At 34.9% G+C, this 13166-nt stretch carries 10 protein-coding genes and 1 tRNA gene; 10 read left to right on the plus strand and 1 reads right to left on the minus strand.

The annotated features are described in order from the left end of the window. Positions 1–10: 10 nt before the first annotated feature. Complete coding sequence (locus tag BMY39_RS01355) at positions 11–3349, minus strand: DUF2723 domain-containing protein (protein WP_092574435.1); 3339 nt, start codon at positions 3347–3349, stop codon at positions 11–13. Positions 3350–3550: 201 nt separating this feature from the next. Here BMY39_RS01355 and BMY39_RS01360 point away from each other — a divergent pair. The 10 genes from BMY39_RS01360 to BMY39_RS01405 all read left to right on the plus strand — a co-directional run bounded on the left by BMY39_RS01360 (position 3551) and on the right by BMY39_RS01405 (position 13098). Next, positions 3551–3623, plus strand: a tRNA-Gln gene (locus BMY39_RS01360). A gap of 149 nt (positions 3624–3772) precedes the next feature. After that, on the plus strand, positions 3773–4732 hold the full coding sequence (locus BMY39_RS01365; protein ID WP_092574437.1) for an L-threonylcarbamoyladenylate synthase: 960 nt from the start codon (positions 3773–3775) through the stop codon (positions 4730–4732). A 205-nt stretch (positions 4733–4937) separates the two neighbouring features. Then, positions 4938–5393, plus strand: coding sequence for a 50S ribosomal protein L13 (gene rplM / locus BMY39_RS01370; RefSeq protein WP_092574438.1), 456 nt, complete (start codon positions 4938–4940; stop codon positions 5391–5393). Continuing rightward, positions 5394–5780 carry a 30S ribosomal protein S9 gene (gene rpsI, locus BMY39_RS01375; protein ID WP_042245326.1) on the plus strand — a complete coding sequence of 129 codons (387 nt, stop codon included), beginning with the start codon at positions 5394–5396 and terminating at the stop codon, positions 5778–5780. A 221-nt stretch (positions 5781–6001) separates the two neighbouring features. Next, positions 6002–6775, plus strand: a complete 774-nt coding sequence (gene rpsB / locus BMY39_RS01380; RefSeq protein WP_092574440.1) for a 30S ribosomal protein S2 — start codon at positions 6002–6004, stop codon at positions 6773–6775. A gap of 82 nt (positions 6776–6857) precedes the next feature. Then, positions 6858–7832 carry a translation elongation factor Ts gene (tsf, locus tag BMY39_RS01385; RefSeq protein WP_092574444.1) on the plus strand — a complete coding sequence of 325 codons (975 nt, stop codon included), beginning with the start codon at positions 6858–6860 and terminating at the stop codon, positions 7830–7832. 132 nt (positions 7833–7964) lie between these two features. After that, entirely contained in the window at positions 7965–8672 is a 708-nt protein-coding gene (gene pyrH / locus BMY39_RS01390) for a UMP kinase (RefSeq protein WP_092574450.1), read from the plus strand. A gap of 71 nt (positions 8673–8743) precedes the next feature. Then, positions 8744–9301, plus strand: a complete 558-nt coding sequence (gene frr, locus BMY39_RS01395) for a ribosome recycling factor (RefSeq protein ID WP_092574455.1) — start codon at positions 8744–8746, stop codon at positions 9299–9301. 57 nt (positions 9302–9358) lie between these two features. Continuing rightward, positions 9359–10627, plus strand: coding sequence for a hypothetical protein (locus BMY39_RS01400; RefSeq protein WP_245738123.1), 1269 nt, complete (start codon positions 9359–9361; stop codon positions 10625–10627). Positions 10628–10686: 59 nt separating this feature from the next. After that, positions 10687–13098, plus strand: a complete 2412-nt coding sequence (locus BMY39_RS01405; protein WP_092574463.1) for an efflux RND transporter permease subunit — start codon at positions 10687–10689, stop codon at positions 13096–13098. The last annotated feature ends 68 nt before the right edge of the window (positions 13099–13166 follow it).

Raw genomic sequence — 13166 nt, forward strand, 5'->3', positions numbered from 1 at the left:
ATAGCCAGTGTTATTCGTTAACTTCAATAGCAGTAGCACCACTATCAGAAGGAATATCAACATCTGTTCTTTCTAAATCATCCTCATCGTCGTCACCATAGAAATATTTAAACAGCCTTAAATAGTTATTAAAGGTGTCACCCTCTTTTTCGGCCAAATCTATATCATAGCGTACCAAGACATCAACTAATCCTTTATAACGTTGAATATCTACATAAATATCCTCAAACAAGCGTTCTTGACTATCTTGTGTTAAACCACTATAATATGTGAGATTCTCTTGATATTTTTTGCTCACCTTAAAGTATAAGTCTCGTGCTTTTCCTTTAGCATCTACCTCGTAATAAGCACCAATATAAGGCTCTAGCAAGGTATAATAGCCATAATATTCTACAGGCATATTCTCCATAGCGATATCGGCGATTTCTTCTGCTTTTTCAAGTTTTTCTTCATTAATTAATTCCTCAACCAATCGCGCTAGATTACCTCTGTAGGTGATGGCATTTTTACGTGTTTCAGGATCGTGATAAATATTTGGACTGCCACTATTGCCCCAATTCCACGATTTTACCTTTTCATACATTAAATCAGTATCTATACGACCCATATCAAAAGGATTAGCTCTGTCCACCTCGGTTTTAATAGGTACTAATTTATAGCACATGCCATCGAGCTGTAGATAATCTTTCATCCATAAATAATCATCGTCACCAAAACTTCCACCTGTAAAATAAATAGGACGCTTCCATTCGTTATTCGCTACAACATCTAGCATTAACAAGCGATTTTTATAAATAGCCCCACCTTTTATTTCAATATCAATATGTGACACAATTTTATCTGCATCTTCCGGTTTTACAATACCACTTTCAAGAGCATTTTGCTTATTGACATCTATACGAACATTTCTAGTGAATAGATAATTGGCATTTAGGTCTTGGTTTCTAAGACCTGAAATGTCGTACCCTTGCTTTTGCATAAAGTATTTATATTTTGATTTTTCATCATCTCTTTGAATAAAATCAAGTGCTTGTTTTAACGCAATAGTATCTTTTGTAAGCGGTTCTATCCTCACATAATCATTGGTGCCATATTGGTAATCCTTGTGGTTTAATTGTGATGGAATAGGATCACTCTCATATGCTTTGCGTTTCATTTGGTCAATGTACCAATCGGTTTGGAATAAACTAGTGTTTACCACCCGTACATCTGTTCTATACCCTTCAATTTCTTGCGCATACCACAATGCGAATGTATCATTATCGCCAATGGTAAATAGTATGGCGTTTTCTGCACAGGAGTCAAGATATTTTCTTGCCATAGCTTGTGCTGTATATTTTCCAGAACGGTCATGATCGTCCCAGTTGTTGGCTACCAAAATACCAGGAACAAGAATTAAGCACAAAATAGTAATTACAGGTGCTGCTAATGTTTTGGGAAGTTTGTCTTTTAATGTATGATAAATACCATAAACCCCAATACCTATCCAAAGGGCAAAAACATAAAAAGACCCTACTACAGAATAATCACGTTCACGAGGTTCAAACGGTCGTACATTGGTATATACTTGTATAGCAAGCCCTGTAAAAAGGAAAAATACAAGCATTACCCAAAACAGTTTTCTGTCCGTATTCAATACGAAAAACATACCTATTAAACCAAGAATAAGTGGTAGAAAATAATAGGTGTTTCTGGCTTTATTGTTTATTACATCACTTGGCAAATTATCTTGTGAATAGCCTAAATGCCATTCGTCTATAGGCTTTATACCGCTTATCCAATTACCGTGGTTGTCATATTTCCCTTGAATATCATCTTGTCGCCCGGTGAAATTCCACATAAAATAACGCCAATACATATAACCTAGCTGGTATTCAAACAAATATCTAATATTACTTGCTAAATCTGGTTTTTCGATATCTAAATAGCTTTGATAACGCTTTAAAAACGCATTGTAATCTTCATAATCCACATTACCACGTGCCACATCACTTCTAAAATCTGAAACAAGTTGCCGTAATTTGTTTTCCATTTGATAATCGGGCTTTAGTTTAAAATTTAAAAACCCGGTAAACATCATATAATTCTCGGCATGTTCGCCGCTCCACATACGCGGTAGAATAGATGCATGATCTGAATTATAATTTTGTTTAGCATTTTTATAATCGTTAACAACGACATATTCCCCCTTTTCTTCATCCTTTTCGTATTTAGGCTTATCATCAATGTATGGGTTGTTTTTATCTAAATACGCATACATATCAGTAAACTGCGGGCCGTAAAACAAATGTGTTTCAGGATACTGCTCCAAATTATAATAGGCAAGAAGTTCGCGTGCACTAGACGGGTTATTTTCATTAATTACCACATTAGCATTAGCGCGAATAGGTAGCATTAACCAAGTTGAAAAGCCAATAATAACAAACGTTAAACACAGAATACCCGTATTTAAATACACATAACTTTTTTGTCTGGTATATCGTAATGCGTAAAAAATTACTGCTACTAAAAGTAAACCAGCAATAATAGAACCTGAGTTGAATGGTAGCCCAACACTATTTACAAAGAAAATCTCAAAAGCACTAAAAATCTTAAGAATGTTGGGCGCTAATAATTTAAAAACAAACAATAAAATAGCTACCGAAACAGTATTTGCAATAATGAAATTTTTTATGGTAACAGTTTTATAATTTTTAAAATAGTAAATAAGCCCAATAACTGGTATAGTAAGCAATCCCATAAAATGAACCCCAAAAGACAAACCGATTACAAACGCGATAAGGATTAGCCAACGATTTCCACGAGGTTTGTCCATATCTTGTTCCCAACGAAGTGCTAACCAAAATAAAGCGGACATAATTAAGGTCGCCATGGCATACACCTCGGTTTCAACAGCGTTGAACCAAAACGAATCTGTAAATGCAAAGGCTAAACTACCTACTAAACCACTACCTAAAATAGCCGTGTATTGCGGTTTGGAAAGCGTTGATGTACTATCCTTTTCTTTTTCAGAATTTAAATGTGATAAAAGTTTTGCTAACAATAGCGTAATCGTCCAAAACATAAATAAAATGGTAAACGCACTGGCTACGGCACTCATCATATTCATCATCCAACCAATAAGTTCATTATTTCCAAACGTGAACGTTGAGAAAAAAGCCCCAAGCATTTGGAATAATGGCGCCCCAGGAGGGTGACCCACTTGAAGTTTTGAAGACGTTAAAATATACTCTCCCGCATCCCAAAAACTAACTGTTGGTTCTACCGTTAGGCTATAGGTAATTAAAGCAATTAAAAAAGAGAACCACCCTAAAATGGTGTTCCATTTTTTAAAATTAAAATCCATCATTTAAATCTGTGTTTGTTAGCTGTGGCGAATTTAACAATAAATATGAAACGAGAATAAATATTATACTAGCCTTAACATTAACGTTTTTAGCCTTTAGAGACAGAAATAAAGTATGATTTTTTAGAAATACTATGCCTTACCGGTATTTTTCTAAAAAAATTCTTGTTCAAATAAAACTTTGTGCTAAATTTGCACCCGCATTGGCCTATGGTGTAACTGGCAACACGTCTGGTTTTGGTCCAGAAGAGTCTAGGTTCGAGCCCTAGTAGGCCAACAGTACTTAGAAAGTCTTAACTGCTCTAGTTAAGGCTTTTTTGTTTTTTAAATATTACTGTAACAAGTATTGTTTAGTTAACAGAAACTACAAAACTCAATTCATATTTTCGCAAAACAATGTACTTTTGCAGCGCTTAAATTATGTTAATGCCTATTATTTCAAAAGACATATCAAAAGCTATTGCTTTACTTAATGACGACAAGCTCGTTGCTATCCCCACTGAAACAGTTTATGGTTTAGCAGGAAATATTTATAGTGAAACTGCTGTAAAAGCTATTTTTGAAACCAAGAAACGCCCATTGTTTAATCCGCTTATTGTGCATATTCCTAATTTGGATTATATCGAAAATATTGTTAGCTACATGCCAGAAAAAGCACGAGCATTAGCCAAAGCTTTCTGGCCGGGGCCTTTAACTTTAGTGCTGCCTAAAAAAGACACTATTCCAGATCTAATTACAGCAGGAAAAGCTACTGTTGCAGTTCGTGTTCCAAATCACCCTGTGACTTTAGAGTTATTAGGTAAACTACAATTCCCCCTTGCCGCGCCAAGCGCCAATCCTTTCAACAGAATTAGCCCAACTACCGCACAACATGTTGAAGACTATTTTAAAGATAAGATAGATATGATTTTAGATGGTGGCGCTTGCAAAAACGGAATTGAATCTACTATTATTGGTTTTGAAGATGACCACCCTATTATCTATCGTTTGGGCTCTATCTCTACTGAAGATATTGAAGCTGTTGTTGGCAAAATTCCAATTAAGAATAAAAAAGAAAGCAGCCCTAATGCTCCTGGCATGTTGAATAAACATTATGCGCCTTCAACGCCAACAGTTTTATCTGCAAACATTTTAGAAGACATTAAAAAATACACTGATAAACGTGTAGGCCTATTAGCTTTCAATAAATCTATTGAAGACGCTAGTATTTATCACCAAATAATTTTGTCAGAAAAAGGAGATTTGGCAGAAGCTACCGCAAAATTGTATGATGCGCTACATCAATTAGACCATCTAAATTTAGATATTATTATTGCCGAAATTTTTCCTGATTATGGTTTAGGCAAGTCTATAAACGACAGATTGCAGCGTGCTGCTTATAATTAGCGCTTTTCTTTTCAAAAAAAAATTGACTCAAACCTTAATCATTTTACTTAAAACATATGCGTCTTTACTTTATAAATAGCTCATTTTTATTTTGTGCATTTAAACTCTAAAATAATAGTCTTCACTATTTGCTAATCAAATATTTAATCGTAAATTTGCAAACTCTTTTTGAGAGAGGAATGTTTAATCAGAAAAATAAATAAGTGTGGACACATTAAGCTACAAAACGATTTCTGCCAACAAAGCTACTGTAGATAAGCAGTGGGTTGTTGTTGATGCTGAAAATCAAACGCTTGGTCGTTTAGCTTCCAAAGTTGCAAAACTTTTAAGAGGTAAGCACAAGCCAAACTTCACACCACACGTTGATTGCGGCGATAACGTAATTGTTATTAATGCAGAAAAAATCAACTTATCTGGAAACAAGTGGAACGATAAAACATACATTCGTCACACAGGTTACCCAGGAGGTCAAAGAAGTTTAACTGCTAACGAGTTGTTTGGAAAAAACCCTACTCGTATAGTAGAAAAGTCAGTAAAAGGAATGCTACCTAAAAACAAACTAGGTTCAGCGTTATTCCGTAACCTAACAGTTGTTGTTGGTACTGAGCACAAACACGAAGCTCAAAAACCAAAAGCAATTAATTTAAATGAATTTAATTAAATGGATGTAATTCACAAAATCGGCCGTAGAAAGACGGCTGTTGCTCGTGCCTATGTTTCTAAAGGAAAAGGAAACATTACGATTAACAAAAAAGACTTAACCGATTACTTTACTACTGGTACATTGCAGTACAAAGTAAAGCAACCTTTGGTTTTGACTAACAATGACGGCAACTTTGATATTACAGTAAATGTATATGGCGGTGGAATCACTGGTCAAGCAGAAGCTGTACGTTTAGCATTATCTCGCGCAATGTGTGAGGTGGATGCTGAAAACAGAGGTATCCTAAAGCCAGAAGGTTTATTAACAAGAGATCCAAGAATGGTGGAGCGCAAGAAATTCGGTCAGAAGAAAGCGCGTAAGAAATTCCAGTTCTCTAAACGTTAATAGTATCCTCAACTTGATTGGGAATCTTTTTAAAAGCTATCCAATCAAGTTGAAATTTAAATCGAAAGTTTCTGAAATAATTTCAGAATTAATTAAAAACCAGTTATTGTTGCCCATGACGGTAAACGTCAGGGTTTAGTTTAGCATCTAAATGGTTAAGGCGAATTGAAAAATGACCACTTAATCATTGCTAATTCAACAGAACGTAAACTATTACAAAAATGGCAGTAGAAGTAAAAGAACTACTAGAAGCAGGTGTACATTTTGGACACCTTACACGTAAGTGGGACCCTAACATGGCACCTTACGTTTATATGGAGCGTAACGGCATCCATATCATCAACCTTTACAAAACAGCAGCTAAAATTGACGAAGCTGGCGCAGCATTAGCAAAAATTGCAGCATCAGGTCGTAAAATTTTATTTGTTGCTACCAAAAAACAAGCGAAAGATATTGTTGCTGAAAAAGCAAGTGCTATCAATATGCCTTACATCACAGAAAGATGGCCAGGTGGTATGTTAACCAACTTTGTTACTATTAGAAAAGCTGTTAAGAAAATGGCTTCTATTGATAGAATGAAGAAAGATGGAACTTTTAACACATTATCTAAAAAAGAGCGTTTACAAGTAGATCGTTTAAGAGCTAAGCTAGAAAAGAACTTAGGTTCTATTAGCGACATGACACGTTTACCTGGTGCTTTGTTTGTTGTGGATATTAAGCGTGAGCACATCGCGATTAAAGAAGCTCAAAAATTAAACATTCCAATTTTTGCAATGGTAGATACAAACTCAGATCCTCGTCAAGTGGATTATGTGATACCTGCAAATGATGATGCTTCTAAATCGATAAACAAAATTTTAACTCATGTTACTGATGCAGTAGCTGGAGGTTTGGCTGAGCGTAAAGCTGAAAAAGAAGCTGTCGCAGCTGAAAAAGAAGCACCTAAAGCAGAAGCTAAAAAAGCAGCACCTGCAGTAAAAGAAGAGGAAGAATAAACATTATTATTACAACATAAATAAGTCGTTTGGTTCTTTTCTTCACAGAAATAAATTAAACGACTTTTTAAATTATAAAACTATGAGTACTACAGTAAAAGTAACAGCCCAAGAAGTTAATAAACTAAGACAAGCTACTGGTGCAGGTATGATGGACTGCAAAAAGGCTTTGGTTGAGGCTGAAGGAGATTTTGATAAAGCTATCGAAATCTTACGCAAAAAAGGTCAAAAAGTTGCAGCAAAAAGAGCCGACAGAGAATCTAGCGAAGGTGCTGCTGTAGCAAAAGTAAATGCTGACAATACCGTTGGCGTTGCTATTGTTTTAGGATGTGAAACTGACTTTGTTGGTAAAAACGAAAACTTTTTAGCATTAGCTAGCCAATTAGGGGAAATCGCTCTTAACTGTGCATCTAAAGATGAGTTTTTAGCTGCTGATTTCGATGGAATGACTGTTGCAGATAAATTGGTAGAACAAACTGGTGTAATTGGTGAAAAATTAGACATTAATGCATTTGAGAAAGTAGAAGCTGCTTATGTTGGTTCTTACGTTCACATTAATAAAATTGCTGCTATCGTTGGTTTTTCTAGCGTTGTAGATAACGTTGAAACTTTAGGTAAGGATGTTGCAATGCAAATTGCATCAATGGGAGCAACTACATTATCTTATAAAGATTTCGATCCTGCATTCATCGCTTCTGAAACTGAAGCTAGAATCGCAGTAATTGAAAAAGAAAATATAGAATTAGGACGTTTGGGTAAGACACTTAAAAATGTACCTCAATATATTTCTCAAGCACAATTAACGCCAGAAGTTATGGCAAAAGCTGAAGAAGCTGCTAAAGCAGAATTGAAAGCTGAAGGTAAGCCAGAACAAATTTGGGATAGAATATTGCCAGGTAAAATGCAACGTTTTGTTTCTGATAACACTACTTTAGACCAAGAGCAGTGTTTATTGAACCAAAATTTCATCAAAGACGAAAAGAAAACTGTAGAACAATACGTTGCTTCTTACGGCGATGTTGAAATTACAGGATTTAAACGTGTAACTTTAGGATAAGATTCCAAAATACCACAATAAAAAAACCACCATTCTTAACAGAATGGTGGTTTTTTTATGCTTAAATTCAAAACAACAATAGATTTCAGAAATAAAAATTTTATGTAGTTTTGTTAAACTTCAAAAGATACCATGAAATACAAAAGAATACTGCTTAAACTATCGGGTGAAGCCTTAATGGGCAACCGCCAATATGGAATAGACCCAGAACGTTTGGCCGAATATGCACAAGACATAAAAACCATTACCGACAAAGGTGTGCAAGTAGCCATTGTTATTGGTGGTGGTAATATTTTTAGAGGTGTTGCAGGTGCAAGTAACGGTATGGACCGCGTACAGGGAGACCATATGGGTATGCTGGCAACAGTAATAAATGGTTTGGCTTTACAAAGTGCTTTAGAAGATGCTCAAATTCCAACGCGTTTACAAACTGCCATAAAAATAAATGAAGTTGCAGAACCATTTATCAGAAGAAAAGCAATGCGTCATTTAGAAAAAGGTCGTGTTGTTATTTTTGGTGGTGGTACTGGAAATCCCTATTTTACAACTGATTCGGCCGCTGTATTGCGTGCTATTGAAATCGAGGCTGATGTAATTTTAAAAGGTACACGGGTTGATGGTATTTACAATACAGACCCTGAAAAAGATAGTAGCGCCATAAAATTCAACTCTATTTCCTTTGATGACGTATTGAAAAAAGGATTAAAGGTAATGGATACAACAGCATTTACTTTAAGTCAGGAAAACAATTTACCAATTATTGTTTTTGATATGAATAAACCAGGTAACTTATTAAAAGTAGTTTCTGGAGAAGCAATTGGCACAGAAGTTAACATTTAAAATGTGGCGCAATTTTTGAATCTTTTGTTACTGAGCACAGTCGAATGTATTGATAATTAAATTTTTAAAAAATGAACGACGAGTTACAATTTATATTAGATACCGCTAAAGAAGCTATGGATGCTGCTTTAAAGCATTTAGAAAAACAATTAGTAAACATCAGGGCAGGAAAAGCATCTCCTGCTATGCTAGGGAGCGTAATGGTAGATTATTATGGATCTCAAACACCACTAAACCAAGTAGCTAACGTTAATACTCCTGATGGTAGAACCATTACCGTACAGCCATGGGAAAAAAGCATGTTGCAGGAAATAGAGCGTAGCATTATGATAGCCAATCTTGGTTTTAACCCTATGAATAATGGGGAAAGCATCATTATTAACGTACCGCCACTAACTGAAGAACGCAGAAAAGTACTAGCAAAACAAGCTAAAAGTGAAGCAGAAGACGCTAAGGTTGGTGTAAGAAATGCACGAAGAGAAGCTAATAACGATATCAAAAAGTTAGACGATGTTTCAGAAGACCTTCAAAATAATGCTGAACTTGATATACAAGAAATGACAGATAAATACGTTAAGAAAATAGATGATATCTTTGATAACAAGGAAAAAGAAATCATGACCGTATAAAAAAGAGCGACAAAACGTCGCTTTTTTTTCTTTAATCCCTAGCTTTCATTCTTAATAATGCTAAAACTTTGTGCCTTTATTTTTTGTTTTTCATTTATGGCGGCACAAGCTCAAAATTCCGCTATTAGCCTTTTTGAAATAGAACAGGATTCTATCAATAAAAACTTTTTTCTCAAACAACTTGGAAATGGCTATTTCCCTACCAAATACTTTGATTTTGATTTAAGGTATTTAGTAAAATACAATCAATACGAAGGCTTAAGAACTGGACTAGGAGGTGTTACCAATAAAAACTTTTCAGAAAAATTTAGAATTAATGGATACACGGTTTATGGCTTTAGAGATGATGCCTACAAATACAGTATTGGCGGTAGCGTTCGGTTGTCAGAAAGCACAAAAACATGGTTATCGTTATCCTATACGGATGATTTACAAGAAACGGGAAGCTCTAAATTTTTAACTGATACACGCTTCTTTCAATTTTTTGAACCCCGTTTGTTGAATATAGATTTGTTCCATAGGCACATTACACAAACCATCGCTGTTGCGCATCAAATACATCCAAAATTATCATCGGTTTTACAATTTGCTAGTAGTAATGTAGATCCTACATATAACTATCAATATGTGATTGATGGCAACACGTTTAGTAAATTTCAATTTAGTACTGCAACAGCGTCTTTGGAATGGAGCCCATTTAACAGATTTAAAGACGTAGAGAACCTACCAAGGGAAATGAAGGAGGGCTTTCCTAAATTCACGGTTCAATACACAAAAGGTATTAAAGACGTGTTTAAAAGCGACTTCACTTTTTCTAAGCTAGATTTTAAGACAATTCATCGTATCAATCATAAAAATGATAATCTATCAGAAATCACCTTAGTCTCAGGAATTGCAAGAGGCAATGTTCCGCTAACGCACTTATACCACGCCTACCCCAATAATATTAATAAGGAAACCATTCTACAACGATTTTCAGTAGCTGGTATTACGAGTTTTGAGACTATGTTTTTTAACGAATTCTTTTCAGATAAGTTTACAACCGTTCAATTTAAACATTTTTTAAAACCTTTTAATGTCTCGCAACGCTATAAACCTCAGCTTGTATTAATTTCCCGTTTTGCTATTGGTGATATGAACAACCCAGAACGCCACCAAAACATCAACTTTGGTTCTCTTAGAAAAGGCTATACCGAATCTGGTTTTGAAATCAATAAATTACTCTTTGGCTTTGGCTTAAGTTTTACCTATCGCTATGGTGGTTATCATTTACCAAACTTTGAAGACAATATTGCGTTTAAGTTCACTTTTAACCTAACATTATAGTGATTTTCAGCACTTAATACATTGTTTTTTCTACCTTTGCGCATCTTTTAGAAAACGCCATGTTTAAATTGCTTACCAAGAATTTTTGGGACGTTACAGCACGATTAATTCTTAGGAATAAAATCATTATTCTTATTGCAATTATTATTGCTACCTATCTGTTCAGTACCCAATGGGATTACATGCGTTTTAGCAATACAGAAGCGAATTTATTGCCCGATGACCATGAAGCCAACATTACCTACAATAATTTTTTGGACACTTTTGGTGAAGAAGGGAATTTAATTGTTATTGGTGTTAAGGACTCTACGCTTTTTACCGTTGAAAAACTTAATGCTTGGAACAGATTTTCTTCTGAATTTAAAAAGTATGATGCGGTAGAAACGGTTATTTCTATAAAAGATCTTCAGAAATTAATTAAGAATACCAATGCACAAAAATTTACCTTAGAACCTTTTATTAAAGATTCAGTTTCAAGTATTTCTGAGGTTGAACAATTGCAAAAAGAGCTGTTCAACACCTATCCGTTCTACGATAATTTTTTGTTCAATAAAGAAACTAAAACGGTACGCAGCGCCATTTATTTAAAGAAATCCCTAGTAAACACTTCTGTACGAAAAGAGTTTGTACTCAATATATTAGAACCCGAAATTGCTGCTTTTGAAAACGATTATAATTTAGATGTCCGCGTTTCTGGCATGCCCTACATTCGCACCAAAAATGCTGAAAATATTATTAGCGAAATAGGTAAATTTGTAGTTGCCGCTCTTGTAGTAACTTCATTAATCTTCTTTTTCTTTTTTAGGTCGTTCAGGGCAACATTTATATCATTAATCGTAGTGTGCATTGGTGTAATGTGGACTTTGGGAATCATTGGTTTATTGCGCTATGAAATTACTGTACTTACAGCGTTAATTCCGCCGTTAATTATCGTGATTGGTATTCCCAATTGTATTTTCCTAATCAACAAATACCAGCACGAAGTTAAATTACATGGCAATAAAGTAAAATCGCTGCAACGTGTTATCACAAAAATTGGTAATGCTACGTTAATGACTAACGTTACCACAGCATCGGGGTTCGCCACGTTTATTTTAACTGAAAGTACACTCTTAAAGGAATTTGGTATTGTAGCATCGCTTAGTATTTTGGCCATTTTTATACTGTGCCTGCTTATAATTCCTATTATTTATACATTTTTGCCATTTCCAAAAGACCGCCATTTAGAGCATTTAAATAAAAGGTGGATTGGCGGTTTTGTAAACTGGATGGAACATATGGTGCGCCAAAAACGTATCGCTATTTATGCTATTTCTGTTTTGCTATTGATTATAAGCATGATCGGGATGTATCAAATTAAAATTTCTGGGAGTTTGATTGAAGACATGCCCCAAGAATCTGAATTTGTAAACGATATACGCTTTTTTGAAGAAGAATTTGATGGAATTTTACCCGTTGAAATTATGGTAGATACCAAGCGGAAAAAAGGGGTTATGAAACTCTCCACCCTTAAGCGTATGGATGAAATCGAAGAATTTATTGAAGAAACACCAGAGCTTTCTAAGCCAATTTCGGTGGTTGGTTTAGTAAAATATTCTAAACAAGCCTATTACAACGGTAATCCTAAGTATTATCAGTTGCCAACATCACAGGAAAATAGTTTTATTCTGTCCTATGCTAAAAATTCATCTTCGGATGTCGATTTACTAAAGAATTTTGTCGATAGTACTGGCCAATATGCCCGTATCACAACGTTTATGAAAGATATTGGTACCGACAAAATGGAACGAATTCAAGAAAATTTGGGAGATGAAATTGATAAAGTGTTTCCAAAAGAACGCTATAATGTTACCATGACGGGCAAAGCACTAGTATTTCAAAAAGGCACAAAATACTTGGTAAAAAACTTGGCTATTTCGCTATCTCTTGCCATTTTCTTAATATCACTTTTTATGGCATATATGTTTCGCTCTGGAAGAATGATTATTGTGTCCTTAATTCCAAATTTACTACCATTGCTAGTAACAGCTGGTGTTATGGGCTATATTGGAGTTCCCATAAAGCCTTCAACCATTTTGGTGTTTAGCATAGCATTTGGCATTTCGGTGGATGATACCATTCACTTTTTAGCAAAATACAGGCAAGAATTGCAAGCTCATAAATGGAAAATTAAGCCTTCAGTTTACGGCGCTTTACGAGAAACTGGTGTAAGCATGTTTTACACATCAATAGTGTTGTTCTTTGGTTTCTCGGTATTTACTATCTCAAGTTTTGGTGGTACTGTAGCTCTGGGCGCTTTGGTTTCGGCAACACTACTATTCGCCATGTTATCTAATTTGTTGCTATTGCCTTCATTGCTATTATCCCTTGAAAGAAGTATTGCAAACAAACAAGTTTTAAGGGAACCTCCTATAAATATTATACCTGAAGAAGACGAAGATGAGCCGGAACTTCCTGAAAATCAATCTTAATTACAGATTAAAACCTTTTTGAAGCATATAATCTAAATTTTATTGAATTTTTAGATTTTATTATTTGA

This window comes from Hyunsoonleella jejuensis (genome assembly GCF_900111025.1).
Taxonomy (GTDB): Bacteria; Bacteroidota; Bacteroidia; order Flavobacteriales; family Flavobacteriaceae; genus Jejuia; species Jejuia jejuensis.